Source organism: Streptomyces sp. NPDC013187 (assembly GCF_042899705.1).
Lineage (GTDB): Bacteria > Actinomycetota > Actinomycetes > Streptomycetales > Streptomycetaceae > Streptomyces > Streptomyces hawaiiensis_A.
Genome location: NZ_JBIBAF010000005.1, coordinates 316,571 through 340,811, shown reverse-complemented (window position 1 = coordinate 340,811; position 24,241 = coordinate 316,571). Strand labels below are relative to the sequence as shown.

The following is a 24,241-nucleotide window of genomic DNA, read 5'->3' as shown; positions in this document are numbered from 1 at the left end:
CGTCACGTCTCCTTAGCTGTTCACCTGTCACGGGTCACCGGTACGGCTGTCCCCAGCCGGGGACGACCATCACCAGCCATGTCGCCGCGGGGACGACCGCGACCACGATCCCTCCGTACACCATCAACTGCCGGAAGAAACGCTCGCGGTCGACGTCGGGTGCGGCGGCGGGGACGAGTGCGCCGTGGTCATGAACGGGCTGACGTCGACGGCGGTCGCCGAGACGGCGAGCACCGATGGAGCAGAGCAGGACGGCGAGGGTGATGGCGGTGAGGCCGCCGGCCAGGTCGAAGACGAGGACGGTGACGAACAGGGCCAGGAGGGAGGTGGAACAGGGCCAGGAGGGGGGTGGAACAGGGCCAGGAGGGAGGCGAGGGTGGCTGTGCGGGCCGGGTGATGCGGGTTCCTTCCGGGCTCGGGGTGGGGCGTCCGGGGTCGGGTGGTCCGCAGCTGGGCGGTGCCGGGTGCCTCCCCCAAGCTCTCGGCTTGGCTCGAGCGGGGGCACCCCACCGTCCGCACGGTGGTGAAGGTGCGGCTGGTGGACGGGGAGCCGGGGGAGGAGACCCAGTGCCGCGTCAGGCATCGTTCGACCCGTCGCGCAGACGTTGCCCGCCGTGGGACTAGGAGCCGGCGCCGGGCGCCACGAAGTGGCGGTGCAGCGGCGAGAAGTGGACATCCGGCTGCCCGGCGAGTCCGACCTCCTGGACGGCCGGGGCGAGGCGCTCGGCGAAGAAGCCCTGGAAGTCCTCCTCGGCGTCCCACACGTCGGTCACGTGCATGACGCCCGGCTCGAACCAGGCCGTGTGCAGGACCAGACCGTGGTCCTACGCCGTCCGGGTCAGGGCTCCACCACGTCCGCCACCACGCAGCTGACGTTGTCCGGGCCGCCCGCCGCGTTCGCCGCTCCGACCAGGGCCCGCACCGTCTCGTCGGGGGTGGCGGGCGAGGCGAGGAGCTGCTGGACGCGGGTGTCGGGGACGACGCCCGACAGGCCGTCCGAGCACAGCAGATACCGGTCGCCGGGGCGGGCGTCGTGCAGGCGGAGGTCCGGGGCCATGGAGGACCCGCCGCCCGTGAGGGCCTTCAGAAGCAGGGCGCGTTCGGGGTGCGAGGTCGCCTCCTCGGGTGTCAGCCGGCCCTCGTCGACCATCGACTGGACCATCGTGTGGTCGTGGGTGATGCGGAACAGATCGCCGTCGCGCAGGAGATAGGCGCGGGAGTCGCCGATGTGTACCAGCGCGAGCCGCGAGCCCGTCCACAGCAGGGCCGTCAGGGTCGTGCCGACGTCGTCGCAGCCGTCGGCGACGTCCCGGACGGCCTGTTCGGCGCTCCGTACCGCGTCCTCCAGGATGTCGAGGACACCACCGGCGGGGACCTCGTCCGTGTCCAGGAAGCGCAGCGCCTCCACCGCGGCACTGCTCGCGGGTGCGCCCGCCGGTCCGAAGCCGTCGGCGACGGCGAGCAGCCGGGTGCCCGCGTAGGCGGTGTCCTGGTTGGCGGGGCGCACGCGGCCGGTGTCCGAGTGGGCGGAGTAGCGCAGTTCCAGCATGGCGGTGTCCTTCCCGGGCCCGTCCGGGCCCGTCGTCAGGTGATCGACCAGGAACGCGGCGAGGTCCCGCCGGACCGCCGTCTCCGCCTCGACGCGCGCCCAGTAGGCGCGGATCTCGCGGGCGGCGGCCGACGGGTCGCCCTCGTGAAGGAGGCACACCCGGCGGATCTCGGCCAGCGGCATGCCCAGCCGCCGCAGCCACGCCACCAGCCGGGCCTGCTCCAGCTGCCCGGCCGCGTAGTACCGGTACCCGGTGTCCGGGTCCACGCGGGCGGGCCGCAGCAGGTCCAGCTCGTCGTACAGGCGCAGTGCCTTCGGCGAGAGCCGGCTCGCCTTCGCGAACGCGCCGATCGTGAGCATGGCCATACGTCCCCCCGCGGTCCTCGCGTCCTGGGTGTTCGTCCGTTCCGCCACCGATGCTGGGGCTTCACCGAAGGTGAAGGTCAAACGGGCTGTCGCGGTTCCGGACGGGATTGTTAGCCTGCGACGGACATCGAGTCGATCGTCGCCACATCGTCCGCACATCGTCCGTACGAGGAGGGAGTCGCCGTGGCCGGCACCCCGCGCATCGCCGTCGTCACCTACGACCCACGCGGCGAGCAGCACAAGGACCGGGACCTGCCGGTGCTGGTGGACGCGCTGCGGGAAGCCGGGGCCGATGCCGTCGCCGTCCCCTGGGACGACCCGGACGTGGACTGGTCCGGGTGCGATCTCGTTCTCCTCCGCTCCACGTGGGACTACAGCTGGCGCGCCGGGGAGTTCACGGCGTGGGCCGAGCGGTGCGCGAAGACGACCCGGCTCGCCAACCCGGTGGGTGTCGTGCGGTGGAACGCCGACAAGCGCTACCTCGGGCAGCTCGCCGAGGCCGGAGTGCCCACCGTGCCCACCCGGTACTTCGCACCCGGCGACCCGGTCGTCCTGCCCGCCGACCGCGAGTACGTCGTGAAGCCCGCCTCCGGCGCCGGTGCCCGCTACGCCGCCCGCTACCCGGCCGGGGAGCGGGACGCCGCCGTACGGCAGGTCGAGCGCATGCACGCCGAGGGGTTCACCGTCATGGTGCAGCCCTACCTGAGCAGCATCGACACGCACGGCGAGCGGGCCCTGCAGTTCTTCGGCGGGCGCCTGCTGCACGCCAGCGTCAAGGGCGCCGTCCTCGCGCCGGGCACGCCGTACGACGCCGACAAGGTCGCCCACCCCGACCTCCGCCCCTGGGAGCCGACCGCGGCCGAACTGGCCGTCGCCGAGCGGGCGCTGGCCGCCGTGCCCGGGGAGGCGGAGCTGCTGTACGCACGCGTGGACCTCGTCACCGGGCCGGACGGCGAGCCGTGCGTGATGGAGCTTGAGCTGATCGAGCCGAACCTGTTCCTGGGTCTGCACCCGGACTCGCTGCCGAGGGTCGTGCAGGCGGTGCTGGCGGCCGCCGGCTGAGCACGGCACGCGGGGCACACATCCCCTGATGTCCCGTGATGCGGCTTTTGGTGTAGTGGTAGGGCCATGCCCTCCGAGCGACAGTCCTGGGCGCCGCTGCTGGCGGTGTGCGCCGGGTACTTCATGGTGATCCTCGACGTGACGGTCATCAACGTCGCCGTGCCGGTGATCGGGCGGGAGCTGTCGGCCTCGCTCACCGGCATCCAGTGGATCACCGACGGGTACACGCTGGTCCTCGCCGGGTTCCTGCTGACGGGCGGGGCGCTGGGGGACCGGCTGGGCAACCGGCGGGTCTTCTGCTGGGGCGTGGCGGTGTTCACCGCGTCCTCCGCGGCCTGCGCGCTCGCGCCCGGCGCCTCCTTCCTGGTGGTGGCCAGGCTGGTGGAGGGGCTCGGTGCGGCGCTGATCGTGCCCGGCTCGCTGGCCCTGCTCCAGCAGTCCTACCCGAGGCCGGACGCACGCTCGCGGGCCTTCGGGCTGTGGGGCTCGATGGCGGGCATCGCGGCCTCGGCCGGGCCGCTGCTGGGCGGGCTGCTCGTCTCCACGGTCGGCTGGCGCTGGGTGTTCCTCATCAACCTGCCCGTGGGCGCCGCCTGCCTGGCGCTGACCCTGCGGCACGTGGCCCGCTCTCCCCGGCGCGCCGAGCGGGCCCTGGACTGGCCCGCGCAGGTCGCGGTCGTCGCGGCGGTCGCCCTGCTGACCGCGGCCCTCAACGAGGCCGGGCGGCGCGGCTGGGCCGACCCGGCCGTCCTCGCCGGGCTCGGTCTGGCCGTCCTGGCCGCCGCGGCCTTCGCCCTGCGTGAGCGGCTGGCCCGGTCCCCGGCCCTTCCGCTGGGCCTGCTGCGCTCCCGCACCATGAGCGGCGGGGCCGTCATCGGCCTGCTGTTCAACTTCGGTTTCTACGGCATGGTGTTCACCGCCAGCCTGGAGTTCCAGCACCAGCGCGGCTACAGCGCCTTCGGCACCGGCCTCGCGCTGTTCCCGGCGGTGGCGATGACCATGTTCGCCTCGGTCCTGTCCGGCCGGCTGTCCCGCCGTACGGGCGACCGCCCGCTGGTGATCTCCGGCATGCTCCTGGCCGCGCTGGGCCTGGCCGGCTGGGCCGCCGCGGGCTCCGACCCCGCCTACGGGCTCCTGGTGCTCCCGATGATGGCGGCCGGATTCGGCACGTCCTTCGCCCTCACCGGCTCGACCGCCACCGTCATGGGCGCCGCGCCCCCGGCCTACTCGGGAGCCGCCTCCGCCCTGTTCAACACCACCCGCCAGGTCGGCAGTGCCACCGGCGTCGCGCTCGGCGGCAGTCTGCTCGCCTCGGCCGCGAACTACGGGGCCGGGATCCGGACAAGCATGGGCATCGGCGCCCTCGCCTATCTGACGGCGGCGGCCCTCGCCTGGTGGTGCGTACCGGCGAAGACCCGGCACCCGGACAGCCGCTAGGACTCACGTATCCGGACGAACTACTGGCGAATATCCCCCACTTGGCCCAAAGTCACGATGTACGGTCATCGCCGACGCCGTCGAGCCGCACGGGGGAGTGGGCATGGAGCGCACATTTCGCTACTGGGCCGAGCGCATCGTGCTGGGCCTCACCGCCGCGGTCGGCGTCATCGTCACCCTCGCCGATCAGCTGGACCTGCTCGACGGCCTCGCGGGCGGCACGGTCGGCAAACTCACGCTGCTGACCCTCAGCACGGTCACGCTGTTCCTGCTGTTCGAGATCGACCGGCTGAAGGCGCTGGACAACATCAGCGTCCAGCTGTCCAAGCTGGACATCGACGCCCTCGCACGCGACCGCAAGCGCGCCCACTACGGCGGTGTGGTGCGGGTGCACCGGCGCTTTCCCGAGGAGGCCTTCGAGGGCTTCCTGAACAGCGCCGAGCGTGAGGTCACCATCCTGCAGACCTGGATCCCGAACGTGCACCGCTTCGAGTCGGCGCTGAAACAGGCCATCGCCGACCGCCGGGTCAGGGTGCGGGTCCTGCCCTCGACCGGGTCGGAGCGCCTCAGTCCTGACGTCCGGTGACGGACACCCGCTGCACCAGCCCCCAGGTGAACTCCGCGACCGCCTCCCAGCGCACGCCGTGCGCGTCCGGCGCGGTGAACGCCAGTCCCCACCGGGTCGGTGCCGTGCCCTCCAGGGGACGGGCGGGGGCGAAGGCACGGGCCGCCTCGTCGACCGTGCAGGACCAGGGGGTGAGGTCGTCCAGCGTGCGCAGCTCGGGGCCCTCCGCGCCCGGGGCGCGGACCAGCCACTCGTTCCACACCGCGCGGTTCGGGGCGGTCAGCACCTCGAAGCGCAGGGCGGGCCAGAGCGGCACGGGCCACAGCCAGGCCTCGCAGTCGAGGTCGCCGATCCGGCGGGGCGTACGGGACTCGGGCTCGCCCAGCACCGAGTGGTAGCGGGACAGGGGCGCACGGGAGCGCGGGGAGCGGACCATCGCCTGCCAGCGCTTGTTCGCCTCGCGCATGTCCGCGATCGACACCCCCAGCTCGTGGCGGGCGTCCTCCACGAGCCCGGGGTTGTGGTCGGCCATGCGGCGCAGCAGCACCAGCTGGAAGTCGAGCGGGGTGAAGGGGCTAGCGGGGTGCTTTCCGGAGGGCATGGGACCCATCGTCGCCCACCGGGGCCCTGCCGGGGCGTCGGCCGTCGGGCAGGAACAGGACGGAGTTGACGTAGCGCGGGCCGCGCAGGAGCGGGGAGGGCAGGACACGGCGGAGCAGGCCGTGGGAGACGACGTAGGACGCGTCCGCCTGGTGGTTCTCCAGCGGGAACTTCGCCAGCGGCACCCAGGTGTCGCCGGGCAGGACCCAGCCGTCGTAGCCGAGCAGGGACAGGTAGGTCACCACCGGCGCGATCGGCTGGATGCGGGACTCCAGCTCCACGAACAGGGCCGGCCGGTCACGGGCCAGCAGGCCCGTCGCCCCGCGCAGCACGGCGGCTTCGTTGCCGTCCACGTCGATCTTGATGAAGCCGACGTCGCGCAGCCCCAGCTCGTCCAGCGTCACGCAGTGCACGTCCAGCGCACGGCCGTGGATGTCGCGGCGGACCAGCGAGGACACGCCCCGGTCGCCCGAGTCGTCCGGCGGCAGCCACAGCCGGGCGATGCCCGGCCGGTCCGAGGCCGCCGCCCGGATCACCCGGACGTTCGGCGGGGCGGCGGCGGCCAGCAGCCGGGCCAGATGGGGCACCGGCTCGATGGTCACGACCTGTTCGGCCAGACCGGCCAGGCGGTGCGTCCAGGGCCCGTACCAGCCGCCCACGTCCACCGCCGTGCCGCAGCCCGGCGGGCACAGCTCGGCGAGCCGGGCCAGCTCCGGTTCGAACCGGGGGTACAGCGCGCGGGCCGTCGCGGCCACCAGACGGGTGGGCAGCAAGGGGGCGACACGGGCCGCCAGGCTGGTCACGGCGCCATCCTCTTCAGGAGTTCCTCGTGTTCGTCGTCCGGCACCTGTTCGCCCGAGGACGGCAGCAGCTGCGGAATGCCGTCGCTGATCGGGTAACGGCGGTGCAGACGCGGGTTGTACAGCGCCTCCTCCCGCCCGGCCTCCTCGGCCAGCAGGTGCAGCGGGCCCTTGTCGATCGGGCACGCCAGGATCTTCAGCAGCGGGTCGTCGGGCTTCACGGTGAGGTCAGCTCCTTGGCGGGTGGGGAGGGTTGGGGAGAAGCGTCGTGCTTCGGCATGGTCAGCAGCACGGCCACCGCCAGGGCCGTGCCCGCCACCCGCAGCGCGAGCCGCAGCGGCTCGTCCGGCAGGGCCTCGCCGAACGACAGCGTGCCGAGCACCGCCGTGAACAGACTGGTCACGGTCGTGCACACCGGCACGATCAGCGAGGCCCGGCAACGCTGCAGCGCCGCCTGCGACATCACCAGGCCGAACACACCGGTGAACGCCAGGAGATAGGGGTACGGGGAGCTCAGCAGGTCCAGGACCGCACCGCCGATGCCGTCGGTCGTCAGATGGCCGGCGACGCCCTTGATCGCCAGCGAGCTGACCCCGTACAGCAGGCCCACCGCCACGCCGTACTCGACGCCGGTCGTCGGGCGCCGGTGCCGGTTGCGGGTGCGCCGTTCGGCGGAGCCGTACAGCCACACCCCGGCCGCCAGCGACGGCACGCACACCAGCAGGACCAGCGGGTAGGGCGCGTCCTGGCTGACGGTGTCCGACCCTTCCCGCAGCGACAGCACCACCATCAGCAGCGCCAGCAGGATCGCGCCCAGCGCGTACCGCTCCCGGCCGGACGTCTCCTCACCGAGCAGCCGCGCCGACAGCAGTACGAGCAGCACCAGCCCGGACACGAAGATGCCCTGCGCGGCGGCGATCGGCAGGGTGCGGTAGACGACGAGTTGCGCGGCGAAACCCGCGGCCAGGGCGAGGGACCCGCCGATCCACAGGGGGCTGCCGAGGACGAGGCGCAGCAGCCGGGCCGGTTGCCGGATGCTCACCTCGGGGAGAGAGGTGAGCGCCCGCTTCTCCAGCACGAAGCCCAGGCTGTACAGGGTGTTCGCCAGCAGGGCCGCGGCCACTCCCCACCACATGGGTCACGTCCTCCTGGCGTGCAGCAGCAGGATCGACGCGAGCTGCGGCCGGGCGCAGGCCAGCCGGTCCAGCGGGCGCAGCGGGCGCGGCACGCCGTGGAAGGGAGCCCCTTCGAGCCGTTCGACCGTGAATCCGGACGCGGCGACGAACTCCTTGAGCGCGCGGGCGGTGTACAGCCGCAGATGCCCCACGACCTCCTTGCCCGGGCGGCCGTGGATGCCGCGCAGGCTCACCTCCGAGAACACGGGCTGCACCCCGGCCAGCAGCAGGCCGCGGTTGTACCAGGCGGCCAGGTTCGGCGTGGACAGCATCAGATGCCCGCCGGGGCGCAGGATCCGGCGGATCTCGTCGAGGGCCGCGTCCGGATCGACGAGGTGCTCGACGACCTCGCTGAACAGCACCGCGTCGGCCGAGCCGGACGCGAACGGCAGTCCGCCGCCCGTGAGTTCGCCGCGCACCGCGTACGGGATGCGGGTGCGGGCGCGGCGCAGGGCGTCCTGGGACCAGTCGACGCCGATGACGCGGTGACCGGGCAGGAGCGGGGCGGCGGTGGCGGCGGCGGTGCCGTCCCCGCAGCCGATGTCGATGATCGTCCGGGGGCCCGACGTCGCCGGGCCGCTCAGGGCCCGGGCCAGCATGCGGGCCTGGCGGAGGCTGCGCGGGGTGCCGGAGGCGACCGGCACGGCGGGGTTCTCGTAGAAGTCGCGCAGGTCGCGGGGCGGGGCGCCGGTCGTGGTCGGTGCCGTCACGGGGTCACCTCCGTGGTGTGCAGATAGTGCTCGAAGAGGTCGCGGAGGTGGGCGCCGTCACCGCTGCTGAGCAGCGCCTTCGACCAGCGCAGGGCCAGATGCAGCCGGCCGGCCGTGGAGGCGGTGGTCACGGTCAGGCCGCGCGGCATCCGGGCCGGGGCGGAGAACCAGACCGCGTGCGCCCGGCCCGCCTCCTCCCCGAAGTCCAGCGGGTACGGGATCCGGCCGATGTTGCTGAGCAGGGTCGTCGACGTCCAGGGCGCTGCGGCCCTGCGCAGGCTGCGGGTGAGGGCCGCCCGGGCCGCGACGGGCGCCCAGGGCGCGGTCAGCAGGGCGGCTCCGTGGCCGAGTTGGGGGCGGGGGAGGGATTTGAGGGCGCGGGTGCGCTCCGCGGTGCGGCGCAGCAGGGCCGGCATGTCGGTGACGTCCAGTTCCCGCGGCGCGAACGGGACTTCCACCAGGCGGGTGCCGTTGCCGATGGGCATCGAGGTGTCGCGGGGCCGGTCGTCCACCGGCATCGTGATGCGCAGGGGGCGGGGGCGGGCACCGTGCTCCCTGTTCCAGTGGGCGATGGTCAGGGCCGTGGTCACCATGAGCTGGTCGTTGACGGTGTACGGGGAGCCCTTGGGGCGGTGCGGGAGGGGCAGCTCGGTGACGAGCACGCCGTTGCCGGGAGAGGGCTCGGGCCTGCCGTGCGCCACCCGCGCGGGGGGCGACCAGCCGCCCGGCGTGTCCGGGACTTCCCGCCGGGGTTCGGCGGGGCGCGTCGGGGGCGCCGCCGGGGAGTTGTCCCGGCCCCCGTACAGCTCGGCGGCCGTGGCCAGGACACGGAGGCAGGCCGGGCCGTCCAGGGCGGTGTGGTTGATGGTGAGCAGCAGGACCGAGTCCACCACGTCCAGCCGGATCGGCGGGGACATCGACAGGGGAGGCGCGTGCGTGAGGGCCCGGGTCCTGGCGTCCGGCAGGGCTCGCGGGCCAGGAGGGACGAAGGTCACCACCTCCACGTCGGGCTCCGGCGTCAGCTCCCACTCGTACCGCCGCCGGTACCAGGGCCCCCGCGCCTCCCGCATCAGGATCCGCGGATGCCGATGCAGGGCCTCCAGGAACGCCTTGCGCAGACGCCCCTGGTCGAGGGGGCCCGGGAGGTGCACCTCGATGTGGACCGTCTCCGGTTCCGCCTCCTGGAGGCAGTGCCGGGACACCTCGTCCACCACCGGGAACGGGATGCGTACCGGTGCCGTCATACGGTTTTGCCCTCCCCGGCGTCCGTCCTCGGCAGTTCCCGCGTCGGCTCCTCCGCGGGCGGCGGCCCTTCGCGCAGGCTGACCAGTCCCGCGAACAGGCCGATCAGCGCCAGCAGTTGGGCCAGGTGCCCGAACGCCCCCTCGCCCGCGCCCACGGGTTCCCCGGCGCCGAAGGCCGCGACGATCCCGGCTCCCGCCAGGGCGGCGAAAGCGATCGGCACCAGCAGGGCGTGCCGCCGCGCGGCGAGCAGTGCCAGGGCCGGAACCAGCAGGGCGAACCAGCCCGCGATCACCACCCCGACCAGTGTCAGCGCCACCGTGCCCAGCCACAGCCCGGGCAGCGGCGGGGCCGGCTGCGGGGCGTCGGGGTTGGGGGCGCGGCGGCGCCACAGCGCCAGGCCCAGCAGGACCGCGATGCCGGCGCCGCTGCCGATCAGGGCGGCGTCGTACGTCGTGGCCGGCTCGTACGACAGCGTGACCTCGCCGCCCGCCCCGGCCGGGACCCGCCAGCCCTGCTGCCAGCCGTCCAGCCGCACCGGGGTCAGCTCCTTGCCGTTCAGCGTGGCCCGCCAGCCGTCGTTGTAGTTCTCGTACGTGGTGAGGTACGAGGCCGCGCCCGAGCCGACCGTCACCGCGCGCCGGTCGCCCAGCCAGTCCCGGATCCGCAGGTCACGCCCGGCAGCCGCGGCCTCCGGGACCGTGCCGCGGGTCAGGGTCACGTCCGTGAGCGCGAGCGGGCCCGAGTCGCCGCCCTCCAGGCGGTGCTCACCGGCGTCCAGCCGCACCTCGGTGCCGTCACGGCCCTCCTGGCAGAGCGTCACCTCCACACCCCGCCGCTCGACCAGGTCCCGCACGGTCCCCTTCGCGCCGGTCTCGTACAGCTCGCCGTCCAGCGCCACCACCGGGCCCTTGCCGCAGGGCAGGGAGAACTTCCGGGTGCCGTCCGGCTGCGGGGTGCGGTACTGGTCGAGGGACGGGACGTACGCCTCCGTGAGGCCCACCGGGAGGCGCAGGTCCTCGTCGGCGACCGGGTTGTGCAGCGTCAGCGGGGCCGTCTCGGTGATGGTGATGTCGAGCCGGTCGGTGGTGATCGGCGGGAAGCGCACCCAGCCGTTCTTGTCGGCACCGGCGATCGCCGCGCCGTCCGGGGAGCTGATGTGCACCTCGGTCGCGCGGGCGGACAGACCGCCCGCGGGGGCCAGGACCAGTTCGCCGACCGGCTGCTTGCCCTCCCAGCGCAGGTGGATCGTCGCCCGGTCGCCCGCGATCCACGCCGTCGTGAGGTCGCCGTCGGTGAGGTTGCGTGCCGCGAGGCCCGCGCCGAGGCTCGCCGTGGAGTCGGCGGTGGCGACGATCCGGGCCTGCTGCTCGGGCGCGACCTCGTAGAGCAGCTCGTCGAGTTCCGTGCCCGGCACGGGCACCGCGCTCGCCTTCACCTCGTACGTCCCGGCCGCCGGGGTCGTGAAGCGGCGGTGCAGACCCGCCTCGGTGCCGGCCGCGGACAGACCCGTCGGGTCCGCGGCGCGGTGCAGGGAGACGACGGTCGCGGCCGACGTGGCGTCCTCGGCGTCCACCGGGAGCCGCAGCAGCCGGGTCACCTGCACGTCCGGCAGGTCGATCTCGGAGAAGCCCGCGCCGGTCAGACCGGCCCGGCGCGCCACGGAGTCCACGATCGTCAGCTTCATCCAACCCGTCGCGCCCTCGGGCGCCTTGATCCGCTGCGTCTTGCCGTTCGACTGGAGGAAACTGGTCTTCTCGCCCTTCTCGGTCTCCACCCGCACCTTCGTCGCCGCCGCCCGCACGCTGCCCTGCGGCAGCGGCGTGACCTTGAAGGACGACGGCATGTCGTAGGAGCCCGTGAAACCGATGCGCAGCCACTGACCGTCCGGCGTGTCCGGCGCACCCTCCGCCCACGCGGTGTCCGGGTTGCCGTCGAAGGCGTTCACCGGGTCGTACTGCGGGAGGTGGAAGAGCCAGTTGCCGTACGAGGAAGCCGACACCGAGCGGGCGCCGCGCAGTTCGGCCACCGTCTGATGGTCCGTGCCCTCGGCGGGCAGGATCTGCCGCGGCTTCTCACCCGGGTCCTGCAGGGCGTCGGGCGCGTTGCGCTCGTCGCGCGTGTACGTGTACGACGTACCGGCGTTGACCAGCCCGAACCGGGTGTCCGCCCGCCGCAGCCCGTCACCCAGCACCTGCACGGCCGGGGTGCCGAGCCCCGGATGGTTGTCGCCGGTCAGGACGGTCGCCCGCCCGCGCAGCCGCTCCGCCAGCGGCAGCAGCGCCTCCGGCCCGCCGGACACCACGGCCGTGTCGGCGACCGGGGCGAGCCCGGCCTGCCCCGGCCGGACCACGTCCGCACCCGTCGGCCGGTAGACCTCCACGGCCCGCTGCCGCGGGTACAGTCCCTCGACCTGGAGCGGCGCGTCCTGCGCGATCCGGCCGCCGGTCATCACCGGCCCGAGTCCCGTCACCCGCTCGTACCCCGACTGCTCCAGGGTGCGCTTGACGGTCGTGGTGGGCACGTAACCGACCTGGTCGGGGTCGAGGTCATTGCGTACGACGACGTAGTACAGCCCGGCCCGGCTCAAGTAGTCGGCCAGTCCCGGGACTTCGGCCCCGGACATCAGCGCCTGCTCGACGGCGTCCATCGCGCGCCGGTTGCCGGGGGTGCCGAAGGGCACGTAGTCCCGCTGCGCCCACCGCGACTCGGCGAGCACGTCGAGCGGCTGGTCGACGGGGGAGCCCCAGGTGTAGAGGCCGTGCGCGGTCGCCGGCACGACCAGGGCACGTGAGTCGGGCGAGTACTTCTCCAGCCAGTCGGCCGTGGCCTGCCAGTACGTGGGGAGCTTCTGGAACGAACCCGGGTTCAGGATCGAACCGTTGAGGTACGGCCACAGCAGTCCGGGCAGGATCAGCACGGCCGCGACCAGCGGGGCGAAGCGCCGCCCGCGCACCCGCCGGGCCCCGTGCGGCTCGGCGGCCACCCCCACCAGATGGGCCAGTCCCAGTGCGAGCGCCAGCGCCACACCGGTCTGGAACTTGTAGATGTTCCGGAACGGCGACAGCCACCCGTCCAGCCAGCCCTGCACGACCCCGTGGAACGGCGCCCCGAACGCCCCGCCGTACCCGGCGAGCAGCACCAGCACGGCCACGACCACCGTCAGCACCAGCCACCGCCGCTCGGGCATGTCCCGCCGCGCGAGTCCGGCGAGCCCGAGTCCGGCGGCGAGCGCCGAGCACACGATGACGAGGACGGAGGAGGCCACGGCCCAGCCGGCCGGCAGCCACGCCTCACCGAGGTGCAGATAGGCGACCCAGTTCCCGGCACCGCGCAGCGCCTCGGTCGCCGCCATGGTGTCCGTCGTCGTCCGCGCGGTCTCTATATAGGGGAGGAAGTTCTCGCCGTAGACGCCGAGCAGCAGCAACGGCACCCACCACCAGGCCGTCACCACGATCACGGCGGGTGCCCACCAGGCGATCAGCTTGCGCTGCCGCGGCCCGGGCGGCCGGGACAACAGGTACAGCCCGACCGGCAGCAGCGAGGCCAGGGTCGCCGACGCGTTCACCCCGCCCATGAACGGCACGAGCAGCGCCGACCGCAGGGCCGCGACCCGGGCGGCGTACCGCTCGTTCGCCAGCGGCAGCAGCACCCACGGCAGGAACGCCCCGGGCAGCGCGGCGGCCGACGTCGATCCGATGACCGTGGTGAACACCGGCCACAGCGCATAGGCCACGGCCCCCAGCAGCCGGGACGCCCCGCTGCCCACCCGCAGCCGCTCCGCCAGCCGCAGCGCCCCCCAGAAGGCGACGGACACGATCAGCGACAGCCACAGCCGCTCCGCCAGCCACACCGGCAGCCGTACGAGGTCGCACAGCCAGTAGAACGGCAGCATCGGCCACAGATAGCCGACGTACTGGTCCTGGATCCCGCCGAACCCGGCCCGGTCGTGCCACAACTGGCCCAGATCGGCGAGGAACTGCCCCGGATCGACCGTGACACCGAGCTTGGTGTCGAAGGTCTGCCGCCCCGGCCGCACCGCGAGGAACAACACGAACACCACGGCCCAGAAACCCAGCAGCCAGCGCCGCGACCGCGGGCCGTCGGGCGGGCCCGCGGTGGTCGCGGTGGTGGGGACGGCTGCCGGGGGAGGAGCCTGGACCGTGGTTGTCATGAAGGACACCGCCGCAGAATGAGAAGGAGGTTCCAGGTGGCGAACTCGCGGATGCCGGGCGCCTTGACGACGGTCTCCGCGAGGAACGGCCAGTAGCGGGAGCGCGCCGAGACGATCGTGACGTCGTCGCGGGCGCGCACCTGCCGCAGGGTGGAGCCGATGTGCACCGCGAACAGGTTCTCGCCGAGCGTGTGCTTGGCGGGCCTACCCGTCCGCCGCAGGTAGCGGGCCCGGGCCCGCTCGGCGCCGAACCAGTGCCACGGGGCCCACTCGTGCCCGCCCCACGGCGACAGCCAGTTGGTGAACGACACGTAGATCAGCCCGCCCGGCCGCGTCACCCGGGCCAGCTCGCTGAGGAACGTCTCCGGATCGGCCACGTGCTCCAGCACGTTGGAGGAGAAGGTGACGTCGGCGACGCCGTCCCGCACGGGCAGCAGGTACCCGTCGGCGACGACGGCCGAGTCGGGGGGCTTCCCGCCGAGTTCGGCCGGGTCGGGCTCGAAGAGGAACGCGTTCGCCCCGCGGCGCCGGAACTCCTCGGTGAAGTACCCGCTGCCGCCACCGACATCGAGGACGGTACGCCCGGCGACGGGACCGTCGTAGGACTCGACCTGGTCGACGGCGTCGCGGGCGAGCAGCGAGTAGCAGGCCTCGGGATCGTCCTGCTCGTGGAGGAAGGCACGGAACAGGGCAACAGATCTTCGAAGGGAAGGGTCGTGGTCATAGGGGCGCGGGGCTGCACCATGTGCGGCTCCGCCGCGTGCGCGTGACCAGCCACGACGGGCCGTAAGCCGCCTCACGGCCCCCAGTCCCTCACCGCCTCGGCGGCCACCGCCCGGAACTGGCGCACCGTCCGGTCCCACCGGAACTGTGCGGCCCGCTCCCGCGCCGCCTTCCCCATCAACTCCCGCCGCCGCCCGGAGAGAGCCAGCGCGCACCATGCCGCGGCGAAGGAGGACTCGCCCTGCGCGAGGACACCGGTCTCACCGTCGACCACGGAGTCCTTGAGCCCCGGCACGTCGAAGGCGACGGCAGGCGTCTCGCGGGCCGCGGCCTCCGTCACGACCAGCCCCCACCCCTCCACCGCGGACGGGTGCAGCAGCAACCAGGCCGCACACAGCAGCCGGTGCTTCTCGGCTTCGGGTACGTACCCGGTGAACTCGACGCCAGGTCCGGCCAGTTGCTCCAGACGGCCCCGCTCGGGCCCGTCCCCGATGATCACCAGCCGTCCGCCGGTCACCGGCCGTACCCGCTCCCACAGCCGCAGCAGCAGATCGATCCTCTTGTACTCGACGAGCCGCCCGACGGCGACGAACAACGGCTCCGGCGAACGCTCGGCCCTGGGCCCCGGCTCCTCGACTCCGTTGTGCACGACCCGGATCCGGTCCCGTTCGACGCCGATCGCCCGCAGCGCGTGCGCGGTCGAGGAGGACACGGCGACGAGCAGACTCCGCTGTTGCGCCCCGGTCAGCGCCCAGTGTTCGAGTCTTCGGCCGATCCGTGCCGCCGGGGCCAGCGGCCCGCCGAAACGCATGGGCCACAGGTCCGTGTGGACGTGGTTGACCAGGGTCAGCGTCGGCCCGCGGTGCCACAGCGGCGCCAGGTAGGGCATGCCGTTGCACACCTCGACCAGCAGGTCACAGTCGCCGACGTGCCGGGTGAAGGCCGACCGGGCCCGCAGATAGTGGCCGTAGGGGCCGCCCGCGGAGACGACGCGGTAGTCGCGGAGGGGGGCACCTCCCTGCTCGAGCGAAGCCGAGAGCTTGGGGGAGGCCGGCCCTCCGCACAGCAGGGTCACCTGGTGACCCAGCCGGGTCAGGCCGTCGGCGAGTCTGTCGACCAGCAGCTCGGAGCCGCCGGCTGAGGGGTTGTCCAGATCACGATGGGCGAGAAAAACGATCCGGCGCGGATGTGGGGGGAGCGCCGGAAGGTGCTGCGACGCACTGGGGAGCGCGGCACGCAGCCGGGACGGTACGTGCTGGGGCATGGGTGCTCCAACTCGTGTCGGGGTGCGGAACTCAGCGTGGGGAAACGTGGGGGGTGTGGTCGTCACAGGGGGTCGGTCTGCGCGGAGCCTGAGCTCTTCCTGGGAGGGGAGTGTGGACGGGATGTGCTCGGGTGGGGTTGGACAGTTTTCGCCCGGACGTTCGCCACGGCTACTCACCGACGTGACAATTTCGGGCTTTGTTGGAGCTGACGTCACATCACATCGTGAGGGTGGGCTGGGGCGTATCGGACCTTTCTGCCGGAACGGGGTTCTCCGGCTCCTTCCGCCCACGCGCCACGAGAACGCCACCCACCACGGCGAGCACGAAGCCGGCCGCAGCGGCCCCGATCGGCAGCGTGGTGCCCACCAGTCGCAGCTGCCCGCTGTCCCGCTTGGCCTGCCGGACCGCTTCCTTCTGCGTCCCGGTGGTGAACGAGACCTTCCGGCTGTCCAGCAGCACCGCCGCGTCCTTCTTCCCGCCCGGCGCCCGCAGCGTCTGCCGCGGGCCGGTCTGCGCGTAGATCACGCGGCCCGTCGCCTGGTCCACGACCAGCTCGAAGCCGTGGTTGGAGTACCACTCCTCGGCCTGCACCTGCGGCCGGTTCGGCTGGTCGACGAGGCTGCCGGGCACCATGCGCGTGCCGGTCCTCGTCGGCGGCACGGAGCCGGTGAACCGGTAGCCGGTGTAGCCCTGGATCTTCGCGGTGCCCCGGTAGCGCAGCACGACCGTGTCGCCGAGCGTGTTGTCCCACCACTGGTAGGAGCGTTTCTGCACGTCGAAGGGGAACTTCAGATACGCCTCGCCCTCGATGTAGGGCTTCTCCCCGCAGCAGTGCACGGGCCGCGTGGTCTCGCGGTCCATCACCCAGCGGTGCGGCACGAAGTTCAGAGCGTCGTGCGGATCGGCGGCCGGCAGGGACTTGTCGGTGTCGACCGTGGTCGTCACGTCCCAGACGGCGTTGCCGCTGCGTTCGCTGTCCTCGACGTTGCCCCGCACCCGCTGGGTCACGGTGATCTTCCGGTCGGGCACCGTCTCGATCCGGTCGGTGTCGAAGACGCTGCCCCGGCCGGTGTAGACGGCGGTGGTGTCGATGTCGATCGGGTTGACCGCGGCACGCGGTTGCACGTACCAGGCGAGCAGCGGCGCCAGCACCAGCAGGAACGTGCCGAGACCCAGCAGGACCAGGGAAAAGGGAGAGGTTGTACGGCGCATCCGGGCACTCCAGTGGCTTGGGACGGCTCGACGTACGAGAGGGCCGGCACGGCGGCGGGATGCGCGCGTGCGGCTGGGCCGGGAACCGTAGGCCGCTCTTGACGGGGTGTCAATGCTTGTCGAGACTGGGCGCGACAGGCAGGGACGGGGTGCCGGGGTGGGGCAACCTCCGGACCATATCCGGACGAATCCGGACAGAGAGGCTGACCCTGCGATGTCCAGACTGCTCGCTGCCGCGCTGACCGTCGCGCTCGCCGCCGCCCTCGCCGTGGGCGCCGCGCTGGGCGTGGTCGCGCTGCTCGAAGCCACACCCGACCAGCCGAACACGCCCTTGATCACCTACGAGCAGGCCGGTCAGGGGAGCTGACGGATGACGGCCGCCCGCACCGCAACCGTCACGACGCGCTCCGCCTGGCACGACGTACCGCGCTTCCAGGTGCGCCGGTTCGCCGCCATCGCCATGGCCGAGGCGCCCGCACTCGCCGAGGAGATCCTCCGCGAGATCCAGCGCGAGTACCCGCACCTGCCCGTCGTCCTCGACGACTCCGGCGAGCCGATGGCGCTGGTCGGAATCCGCCGGGCCATCGAGGTCTTCGTGCAGCACCTGGAGCACTCGGAGGGACGCCCGACCGTCCCGCCCGGGGTGTTCCAGGACTTCGGCCGCGGGGAGGGCAGAGACGGCCGCTCCCTCGACTCCCTCCAGGCCATCTACCGCATGGGCGTACGGCTGGCCTGGCGCCGCTTCGCCGACATCGGCCAGCGCGTGGAGATCCCGCCCCCGGCGATGTACGAACTCGTCGACGCGGGCTACGAGTACCTGGACGGCCTGGTCGACCAGTCCGTACGCGGCTACGCCGAGGCCGCCGCCCGCCAGGCCGGTGAACGCCTGCGCCTGCAACGCCGTCTCATGGAGCTCCTCCTCGCCGAGCACCACCGCGGCGACCCCGCCGAGGCCCTGACCGAACGCGCCGCCCGCATCGGCTGGCCCTTACCGGCCAAGGTCGCGGTCGGCGTCCTGCTCCGCCCGGCCCGCGAGGCGATGGCCCCCGCGGTCGGCCAGGGCGTCCTGCTCGACATGGAGTACGAGCAGCCCCGCATGGTCGTGCCCGAGCCGGACGCGGCGGGCCGCCCCGAGCTCCTGCACCGGGCCCTGGCCGGCTGGTCCGGCGCGATCGGCCCACCGGTCCCGCTCACCGACGCGGCGAAGTCCCTGCGCTGGGCGGAGGCCGCGGTCCGCCTGATGGAACGGGACCTCCTGCCCTCCGGCGAGGTCCTCTACTGCACCGAGCACACCGAGGCCCTGGTCCTCCTCCAGCCCGAGGAACTCATCGACGACCTGGCCCTGAGGTGCCTGGCCCCACTCACCCACTGCGGCCCCACGCACGGCCGCCGACTCGCCGAAACCCTCCTGGCCTGGCTGGAGACCCGCGGCGGCGCCCCCGAGGTCGCCACCCGCCTCGGCGTCCACCCGCAGACGGTCCGCTACCGTCTGCGCCAGATCCGCGAACTGTGGGGCGACGAGATCGACGACCCCGACCGCCGCTTCGAACTGGAACTGGTGCTGCGGGCGCAGAGGTTGAGGGGGGAGCTGGGGGCGAAGCGGGGACGGCGGTGAGCCGGCCGGCTCACCCGGCGACGACCACCGCCGCCCCGGCGTCACACCGTGGCCCGCTCCTTCCCCGCGGAGCGCCCGGAAGCCGGAGCGTCCAGGTGCACCACCACGGAGGTGTAGAAGCGGTGCACGGCGTCGTCGACGCTGCGGATGAAGCCGGACTCGGCGCTGCCGCGGCCACTCCCCATGCCTTTGAAGAGAGACAGACGGAATCCGGTGATGCGGGTCGAGCCGTCCTTCGGGAGCAGGTCCGCGGGTTCTGGACGCAGCCGCTCCAGCGTGCCCCGCGGGCCGCCCGTCTCGCCCTCCACCAGGGTCTCCACGTGCAGGTCCGCCGGTGCCTCGGCGAGGCGGCGGACCAGACGCTTGGCCCAGGTGAGGGGGTAGCCCTGCTCGGGTGCCGGGATCTCCACCGACGTGCGCAGCTTCGCGGTCCGCAGATCGGCGCTGATGGTGAGCAGGCCGGGCGCGCCCTCGACACGCAACTCCGCCTGGAGCCGGCCTTCCGCGCACAACTGGTCGGCCAGGCGTGCGCGGCGGGCCCCGGGATCGGTACCCCGCCGGGTGCGCTGGGCGGGCAGTACCTTCTGCCCGAGCTCGCCCCCGAGCCGCAGGCACACCTGCCGGATGAGCCGCTCCCAGCTCTCCACGACCTCCAGGGCGCGCGGATCGCCCTGACAGAGGGTCTCGTCGCTGATCCCGTTGCGTACGGGGACCCAGGCCGCGCCCATGTTCTGGAAACCGTGACAGCCGGAGTTGTCGTGCTGGAGGTAGTGCAGCAGATCCTGGAGCAACCAGGTGCGCGCCGCGTTGCCTACGCCCTCGTGCCGGATGAGCATCTGGGCCTGGTGGGCCACTTCGGCCCACGAGAGGTGCCAGAGGGCCACCTGGTGCTTGCGGCGCCGGTCGATCTTCACGTCGACCAGCGGGCTGCCCTCCAGCGCGACGTCGTTCGACAGGGTGATCACGGCCTCGTAGCCACGCCGGGCCGCGATGTCCATGTAGGCCTGTACCTGGTCGGACTTCAGGGGGTTGCCGTTGGTCTTGGTCTCGACGAGCGCCGTCCACAACTTGCCGGCGCGCTCGACGCGGATCACCCCGTCCGGGCGCCGGGGCGTGTCGCCGTGCGGCAGGGAGACTTCGGTGAACGTCTCCATCCGGCCGGAAGGAGCGCCGAAGGGAGCGGTGATGCGTCTGCCGAACCGGGGCACCTGGGCCATCACCGACAGCAGCACCGACGTGGCCCGCGTCTCCCGGTCCCGGTCGTTCTTCAGCGCTGACACCGGAAACAGGCGAGCCTGCCTCCAGGACTCGTTCTCCGCGAGGCTCCTGGCGGGCGGCCCGGGTGGCGTGACCTTCTTCTTCGCGGTCCGGGGCCGGGCTGTCCGCTTCTTCGGCGCGGCCGCCTCCTCGGCCGGTGGGCGCGGTGCCGGAACGGCCTGGAGTGTCGCCTCCCGTGTCACCGCCGGTGGAGCTCCGGCGGCGCCGGCGGCGGGTTCCTCGGCCGCCTCCGTCGCCGGGTCCGCCTCGTCGTCCTCGATGTCGACGCCGAAGTCCGTCGCCAGCCCCGCAAGTCCGCTTTCGTAGCCCTGACCGACGGCCCGGAACTTCCACTCCGCGCCCCGCCGGTACAGCTCACCGAAGATGATCGCGCTCACCTGGCCGGCGTCCTCGATGACGAACCGGAGGAGGCTCTCACCGCCCGCGTCGGCCAGCGTCACCTGCAGGTCGTCCAGTTCGCCGAAGCGCGCCCCCTCATAGCGGCTCGCGGCGACGACGATCCGCTCCACCTCGGCCGGAACCGCGGTGAGGTCGAAGCTGATCCGGTCCTCACTGCCGTCCCCGGTCGGCTCCTTGCCGAGCAGCTGCACGCTGCAGTCGGCGGCCACCGGGTTGTTGTAGAAGTAGAAGTCGGCGTCGCTGCGTACCTTGCCGTCGCCGTTCAGGAGCAGGACGGACACGTCGGCGTCGCCCTCCCCGGTCGGGCTCGACCAGCCCAGACTCACGATCGCGGAGCCGACGTTCTCGCTCAGGGCCGTCAAGGACACGTTCGAGCCCATGGTCATGTCGCGCACAGAAATCCCCCCACCCTGCGACACGTGTGTGACGTGCCGCACATCCAGCACTTTAATGTGCACACAACGTGCACGTGGGGTGCTCGTGAGTTTCCGCGCCCGGGGCTCCGCCATTGCCCGGACATACCTCTATGGCTAGCCTGTGTTCGTCATGCCGATCGCCTGTTGATATCTCGAACACCGGGATCCGGAACACAGGCGCCTGAGACATATAGGGAGGGGGCCGGTCGTGGGACGCCTCGTACCAGCCGTGACCCGGGCTCTCGACATTCTCGAGCTCTTTCTCGACGGGGACGGGACGCTCTCCGCCCCCGACATCGTGCGCCGGCTCCAGCTGCCGCGCACCACCGTGCACGAGCTGGTGACCACGCTCGCCGCCCGGAAGTACATCGTTCCGGTGCCCGGCCAGCCCGGACGCTACCGGCTCGGCGTGCGCCCGTACCAGCTCGGTGCCCGCTACTCCGAGCAGCTCGACCTCGCGGCCGAGGGGCAGCAGGTCGCCCGGTCCGTCGCCGAGACCTGCGACGAGACCGTGCACGTGGCGATCCTGGAGGACACGGACGTCATCTACATCGCCAAGGTCGACTCCACGCACGCCGTGCGGATGGTGTCGGCCGCCGGGCGCAGGCTGCCCGCCCACTGCACCTCCGTCGGCAAGATGCTGCTGGCCTCCCTTCCGGAGCCGGAGCTCACCGCGCGCATCCCCGACAGCGCCGAGCTGGTCGCGATGACCCCCAACAGCATCACCGACCCGGCCGCCCTGCGCGAGGCCCTGGCCGAGATCCGTGAGCGGGGCCTCGCCGTGGAGAACCGCGAGTCCAACCCGGACGTGTCCTGCGTGGCCGCGCCGGTCCGCGACCGCACCGGACAGGTCGTCGCCGCCCTGTCGATCTCCGTGCCCATGATCCGCTGGAGCGAGGAGCGCCGGGCGGAGCTGGAGCAGCTCGCCGTCAAGGGCGCCGCCGAGCTGTCCGAGCACCTCGGCCACCGGAGCGTGGCGTGACGGCGCCGTACGAGGTCGCGGTGCGCGCCGAGGCCGAACTCGGCGAGGGCCCCACCTGGGACGCGGTGACCGGCCGGCTGCTGTGGATCGACATCCTGGGCTCCCGCCTGCACACCTACGACCCCGTCACCGGGCGCCGCACCCTGCGCCGCACGGAACAGCACATCGGCGCCGTCAAGCCGCGCGCCGGCGGCGGACTGGTGCTGAACCTGCGCGACGGGGTCGGCCTCCTCGACCCCGACGGCACCTTCCGCTGGCTCCACCACGAGCCGGTCCCCGGCCGCCGCGCCAACGACGCCGCCGTCGCGCCCGACGGCGCGCTGTGGGCGGGCACGATGCGCTACGACGAGGCGCCCGGAGGCGGCACGCTGTCCCGCGTCACCGGGGACGGCACGGCCGAGGTCGTGCTCGACGACGTGGCCGTCAGCAACGGCACGGGGTGGAGCCCCGACGGGCGGCTCATGTACTACGTCGACTCACCGACCCGGCGCCTCGACGTCTTCGACCACGCGGACGGGCGGATCTCCGGGCGGCGAACCTTCGCCGAGATCGAGGAGAGCGCGGGCTTCCCGGACGGGCTGACGGTGGACGCCGAGGGGTGCGTGTGGGTCGCCCTGTGGCAGGGCTCGGCGGTGCGGCGGTACACGCCCGACGGTGAGCTGGACCGGGTGATCGAGCTGCCGGTGCCGCTGGTGACGGCCTGTGCGTTCGGCGGGGACGGGCTGACCGACCTGTACGTGACGACGGCCCGGGTGGGCCTGACCGAGCCTCCCGCGCTGGCCGGATCCCTGTTCGTGGTGCCGGGGGCGGGCAAGGGACTGGCGCAGCCCGCGTTCGCCGGCTGACGAGGGAAGTCACAGCGGCGAGCAGCGGACGGGCGGCACAGGGGCCGGACGGCCCCTGTGCCGCCCGCACGCGAGGACGCCGACGGGGCCGCGGTACCCGGCCGGGCCGCCATCGAGGCCGGCGAGGAGCCCGTCGTGCTCGCCGCCCACTCCTACGGCGGTGGGGGCGCCACCGCCCTCAACGTCCCGTCCGGTCCAGCCGCCGCAGGACCGCCCGCTCGTCCTCCGTCAGCGGCGCCCCCACCGCCGCCGGCAACGGCGGCCCGCTCAGCGTCGCCAGGACCGTCGAGGGCCGCAGCAGCCGCGCCGGCCCCGTCGTCATGCTCATCACGTCCCAGAGCGCCGACGCCGCCGTGTACGAACCGGTCGCCGTGCGGATCATGCGACGGGTGTAGGCGGTGACCAGACGGTCGGCGATCCCGGGCGAGCCGCCACGCGTCCCGGGGTACCAGACGTCCTGACTCACCGCCATCGTCCACGCGGCCTCCACCGGCCTGGCCACCCGCCGCTGCACCCGCCGGGCGAGCCCGGGCTCGCCGAGGCCGGACCGCCGCAGCTCCCGATCCAGCTCCCCGGCGCCCAGCGCGGCCACCGACATGCCCTGGCCGTAGGCGGGGTTGAACGTGGCCAGCGCGTCACCGAGGACGACGAGGCGGTCGGGCCAGGAGCGGACCTTCTCCAGGTACCGGCGGTGATTGCTGGTGCTGCGGCTGACATGGACATCGGTGAGCGGTTCCGCGCCGGATATCAGCCGGCCCACGATGGGGTCGGGCAGGTCCAGGGTGTACCGGAGGAACGCGTCCGGGTCGGACGGCGGTTCGCCGCCGCCCCGTGTGCCGGCCAGGCTGACCATCCAGCGGTCGCCCTCGATCGGCAGCACCATGCCGCTGCGGCCGGGCCGCCCCCGATACGGATCGGCCTGCACCATGGTCAGCGGGAAACGCCCGGCCCCCTCGGGCGTGCGGTAGAGACGGGTGGCGTTCACCAGGCCGGCGTCCACCGTCTTCTCGCGCACGTCGTCGACGCCCAGCCCCGCCAGCCAGGTCACGATCCGCGACCCGCGTCCGCTCGCGTCGATCACGAAGTCCGCGGCGAGTTCCTCCTCCCCGGCGGCGGTCGAGAGACGGACCCCGGTCACACAGTGCCGTGACCCCGTCAGCTCCAGCACCCGCGCCTTGCGGACCACCACCCCGGTGCTGTCCAGCACGGCGCCCCGCACCGCCCAGTCGAGCAGGGCCCGGGTACAGGTCAGCATGTGCGGTCCGGAGTGACGCCAGCGCCGCAACCAGCCCTCGGGGGTGAGGGCCACCATGCCCGAGCCGAGCGGAATCTCGTGCGCCCCGGCGGCGAGCAGATGCTTGCGCATGCTCACACCCGGCACCAGGTCCTTTATGGAGGCCAGACCGCCGGCCATGAGGAGATGCGCGTGACGTCCCTGCGGCAGGCCCTTGCGGTGCTCCGGCCCCTCGGGCAGATCGTCGCGGTCGAGCACGACCACCTCGTCCGCTACGGCGGACAGGGCCGCCGCGGCCAGCATGCCGGCCAGACCCGCACCGATGACGACAGCTCTACGCGACATGCGACTCCTCGCACTCAGCCATGAAGGCTCCTTTGCCCTGAGGGCATTCCCCGACGCCCGGGCACAGCCGTGCGCCGCACAACACCCATGCGGAGACAGCGGTTTCGAGCCATGCGGGCCTCGTTCCGGACGGCTCTCACCGTACCTTCACGTTCCGTGCCCGCGGCCTTTCGTGCGGGGTCTCGTCCGCGCACCCGGCCCGGCGAGGAACCGGCCGCGACCCCCGAGCGCGCCGGGAGCCGCCCGG

The 24,241-nt window shown here is 73.1% G+C and carries 21 protein-coding genes and 1 pseudogene; 7 read left to right on the top strand and 15 right to left on the bottom strand.

Going from position 1 to position 24,241, the window contains the following annotated elements; genetic code table 11:
* Nucleotides 1-34 precede the first annotated feature (34 nt).
* From ACFY5B_RS12810 to ACFY5B_RS12800, 3 genes and pseudogenes are all read right to left on the bottom strand, one after another.
* Nucleotides 35-237, bottom strand: a pseudogene (locus tag ACFY5B_RS12810) (hypothetical protein); the annotation flags it as partial.
* A gap of 383 nt (nt 238-620) precedes the next feature.
* On the bottom strand, nt 621-779 hold the full coding sequence (locus ACFY5B_RS12805) for a hypothetical protein (protein ID WP_389968266.1): 159 nt from the start codon (nt 777-779) through the stop codon (nt 621-623).
* Between the two features lie 59 nt (nt 780-838).
* Entirely contained in the window at nt 839-1,915 is a 1,077-nt protein-coding gene (locus ACFY5B_RS12800) for a MerR family transcriptional regulator (protein WP_389968264.1), read from the bottom strand.
* A gap of 183 nt (nt 1,916-2,098) precedes the next feature.
* On the opposite strand from ACFY5B_RS12800, the gene ACFY5B_RS12795 reads away from it, so the two are divergent.
* The 3 genes from ACFY5B_RS12795 (at nt 2,099) to ACFY5B_RS12785 (ending at nt 5,000) form a co-directional block, all read left to right on the top strand.
* Nucleotides 2,099-2,977, top strand: a complete 879-nt coding sequence (locus ACFY5B_RS12795; protein ID WP_389968262.1) for a RimK family alpha-L-glutamate ligase — start codon at nt 2,099-2,101, stop codon at nt 2,975-2,977.
* A 66-nt stretch (nt 2,978-3,043) separates the two neighbouring features.
* Nucleotides 3,044-4,414 (top strand): MFS transporter, encoded by a 1,371-nt coding sequence (locus ACFY5B_RS12790; protein WP_389968260.1) that lies wholly within the window; start codon nt 3,044-3,046, stop codon nt 4,412-4,414.
* A gap of 103 nt (nt 4,415-4,517) precedes the next feature.
* Nucleotides 4,518-5,000 (top strand): hypothetical protein, encoded by a 483-nt coding sequence (locus tag ACFY5B_RS12785; RefSeq protein WP_389968258.1) that lies wholly within the window; start codon nt 4,518-4,520, stop codon nt 4,998-5,000.
* On the opposite strand, the gene ACFY5B_RS12780 is transcribed toward ACFY5B_RS12785, so the two are convergent.
* The 10 genes from ACFY5B_RS12780 to ACFY5B_RS12735 form a co-directional block, all read right to left on the bottom strand.
* Nucleotides 4,981-5,589, bottom strand: a complete 609-nt coding sequence (locus ACFY5B_RS12780; RefSeq protein ID WP_389968256.1) for a hypothetical protein — start codon at nt 5,587-5,589, stop codon at nt 4,981-4,983. The genes ACFY5B_RS12785 and ACFY5B_RS12780 overlap by 20 nt on opposite strands.
* Nucleotides 5,555-6,382, bottom strand: coding sequence for an FkbM family methyltransferase (locus ACFY5B_RS12775; protein ID WP_389968254.1), 828 nt, complete (start codon nt 6,380-6,382; stop codon nt 5,555-5,557). Before ACFY5B_RS12775 ends, ACFY5B_RS12780 begins: the two co-directional genes overlap by 35 nt.
* The gene (locus ACFY5B_RS12770) at nt 6,379-6,600 is read right to left on the bottom strand and encodes a Trm112 family protein (protein ID WP_389968252.1); all 222 of its coding nucleotides are present in this window, start codon (nt 6,598-6,600) and stop codon (nt 6,379-6,381) included. Before ACFY5B_RS12770 ends, ACFY5B_RS12775 begins: the two co-directional genes overlap by 4 nt.
* Nucleotides 6,597-7,502: a hypothetical protein gene (locus ACFY5B_RS12765; protein ID WP_389968511.1), complete on the bottom strand. Its 906-nt coding sequence runs from the start codon at nt 7,500-7,502 to the stop codon at nt 6,597-6,599. Before ACFY5B_RS12765 ends, ACFY5B_RS12770 begins: the two co-directional genes overlap by 4 nt.
* A 15-nt stretch (nt 7,503-7,517) precedes the next feature.
* Nucleotides 7,518-8,264 carry a class I SAM-dependent methyltransferase gene (locus ACFY5B_RS12760; protein ID WP_389968250.1) on the bottom strand — a complete coding sequence of 249 codons (747 nt, stop codon included), beginning with the start codon at nt 8,262-8,264 and terminating at the stop codon, nt 7,518-7,520.
* Complete coding sequence (locus tag ACFY5B_RS12755) at nt 8,261-9,508, bottom strand: condensation protein (RefSeq protein WP_389968248.1); 1,248 nt, start codon at nt 9,506-9,508, stop codon at nt 8,261-8,263. Before ACFY5B_RS12755 ends, ACFY5B_RS12760 begins: the two co-directional genes overlap by 4 nt.
* Nucleotides 9,505-13,680, bottom strand: a complete 4,176-nt coding sequence (locus ACFY5B_RS12750; protein WP_389968247.1) for an alpha-(1->3)-arabinofuranosyltransferase family protein — start codon at nt 13,678-13,680, stop codon at nt 9,505-9,507. The genes ACFY5B_RS12755 and ACFY5B_RS12750 overlap by 4 nt, the downstream gene beginning before the upstream one ends.
* Nucleotides 13,677-14,480 carry a class I SAM-dependent methyltransferase gene (locus ACFY5B_RS12745; protein WP_389968245.1) on the bottom strand — a complete coding sequence of 268 codons (804 nt, stop codon included), beginning with the start codon at nt 14,478-14,480 and terminating at the stop codon, nt 13,677-13,679. The genes ACFY5B_RS12750 and ACFY5B_RS12745 overlap by 4 nt, the downstream gene beginning before the upstream one ends.
* Nucleotides 14,477-15,667: a glycosyltransferase family 4 protein gene (locus ACFY5B_RS12740; RefSeq protein WP_389968243.1), complete on the bottom strand. Its 1,191-nt coding sequence runs from the start codon at nt 15,665-15,667 to the stop codon at nt 14,477-14,479. Before ACFY5B_RS12740 ends, ACFY5B_RS12745 begins: the two co-directional genes overlap by 4 nt.
* Before the next feature lie 217 nt (nt 15,668-15,884).
* A complete protein-coding gene (locus tag ACFY5B_RS12735) occupies nt 15,885-16,880 on the bottom strand; it encodes a DUF3068 domain-containing protein (protein WP_389968241.1) in 996 nt (331 codons plus the stop codon).
* Nucleotides 16,881-17,094: 214 nt separating this feature from the next.
* On the opposite strand from ACFY5B_RS12735, the gene ACFY5B_RS12730 reads away from it, so the two are divergent.
* Together ACFY5B_RS12730 and ACFY5B_RS12725 are read left to right on the top strand one after the other, a co-directional pair.
* Nucleotides 17,095-17,247 (top strand): hypothetical protein, encoded by a 153-nt coding sequence (locus tag ACFY5B_RS12730; protein ID WP_010042314.1) that lies wholly within the window; start codon nt 17,095-17,097, stop codon nt 17,245-17,247.
* 3 nt (nt 17,248-17,250) lie between these two features.
* Complete coding sequence (locus tag ACFY5B_RS12725) at nt 17,251-18,495, top strand: PucR family transcriptional regulator (RefSeq protein ID WP_389968239.1); 1,245 nt, start codon at nt 17,251-17,253, stop codon at nt 18,493-18,495.
* Between the two features lie 41 nt (nt 18,496-18,536).
* Here the strand turns inward: ACFY5B_RS12725 and ACFY5B_RS12720 are convergent, their stop codons facing one another.
* The gene (locus ACFY5B_RS12720) at nt 18,537-20,558 is read right to left on the bottom strand and encodes a TerD family protein (protein WP_389968509.1); all 2,022 of its coding nucleotides are present in this window, start codon (nt 20,556-20,558) and stop codon (nt 18,537-18,539) included.
* A gap of 238 nt (nt 20,559-20,796) precedes the next feature.
* On the opposite strand from ACFY5B_RS12720, the gene ACFY5B_RS12715 reads away from it, so the two are divergent.
* A complete protein-coding gene (locus ACFY5B_RS12715; RefSeq protein WP_389968237.1) occupies nt 20,797-21,570 on the top strand; it encodes an IclR family transcriptional regulator in 774 nt (257 codons plus the stop codon).
* The gene (locus ACFY5B_RS12710) at nt 21,567-22,415 is read left to right on the top strand and encodes an SMP-30/gluconolactonase/LRE family protein (protein WP_389968235.1); all 849 of its coding nucleotides are present in this window, start codon (nt 21,567-21,569) and stop codon (nt 22,413-22,415) included. The genes ACFY5B_RS12715 and ACFY5B_RS12710 overlap by 4 nt, the downstream gene beginning before the upstream one ends.
* A 178-nt stretch (nt 22,416-22,593) precedes the next feature.
* On the opposite strand, the gene ACFY5B_RS12705 is transcribed toward ACFY5B_RS12710, so the two are convergent.
* Nucleotides 22,594-23,994 carry an NAD(P)/FAD-dependent oxidoreductase gene (locus tag ACFY5B_RS12705; RefSeq protein WP_389968233.1) on the bottom strand — a complete coding sequence of 467 codons (1,401 nt, stop codon included), beginning with the start codon at nt 23,992-23,994 and terminating at the stop codon, nt 22,594-22,596.
* Between the last annotated feature and the right edge of the window lie 247 nt (nt 23,995-24,241).

Bases quoted from the DNA above. Each gene is read 5' to 3' on its own strand.
- ACFY5B_RS12740 (WP_389968243.1), bottom strand. From the start codon at position 15,667: ATGCCCCAGCACGTACCGTCCCGGCTGCGTGCCGCGCTCCCCAGTGCG.
- ACFY5B_RS12780 (WP_389968256.1), bottom strand. From the start codon at position 5,589: ATGGGTCCCATGCCCTCCGGAAAGCACCCCGCTAGCCCCTTCACCCCG.
- ACFY5B_RS12720 (WP_389968509.1), bottom strand. From the start codon at position 20,558: ATGACCATGGGCTCGAACGTGTCCTTGACGGCCCTGAGCGAGAACGTC.
- ACFY5B_RS12790 (WP_389968260.1), top strand. From the start codon at position 3,044: ATGCCCTCCGAGCGACAGTCCTGGGCGCCGCTGCTGGCGGTGTGCGCC.
- ACFY5B_RS12755 (WP_389968248.1), bottom strand. From the start codon at position 9,508: ATGACGGCACCGGTACGCATCCCGTTCCCGGTGGTGGACGAGGTGTCC.
- ACFY5B_RS12785 (WP_389968258.1), top strand. From the start codon at position 4,518: ATGGAGCGCACATTTCGCTACTGGGCCGAGCGCATCGTGCTGGGCCTC.
- ACFY5B_RS12735 (WP_389968241.1), bottom strand. From the start codon at position 16,880: ATGCGCCGTACAACCTCTCCCTTTTCCCTGGTCCTGCTGGGTCTCGGC.
- ACFY5B_RS12725 (WP_389968239.1), top strand. From the start codon at position 17,251: ATGACGGCCGCCCGCACCGCAACCGTCACGACGCGCTCCGCCTGGCAC.
- ACFY5B_RS12730 (WP_010042314.1), top strand. From the start codon at position 17,095: ATGTCCAGACTGCTCGCTGCCGCGCTGACCGTCGCGCTCGCCGCCGCC.
- ACFY5B_RS12705 (WP_389968233.1), bottom strand. From the start codon at position 23,994: ATGTCGCGTAGAGCTGTCGTCATCGGTGCGGGTCTGGCCGGCATGCTG.
- ACFY5B_RS12800 (WP_389968264.1), bottom strand. From the start codon at position 1,915: ATGGCCATGCTCACGATCGGCGCGTTCGCGAAGGCGAGCCGGCTCTCG.
- ACFY5B_RS12805 (WP_389968266.1), bottom strand. From the start codon at position 779: ATGCACGTGACCGACGTGTGGGACGCCGAGGAGGACTTCCAGGGCTTC.
- ACFY5B_RS12750 (WP_389968247.1), bottom strand. From the start codon at position 13,680: ATGACAACCACGGTCCAGGCTCCTCCCCCGGCAGCCGTCCCCACCACC.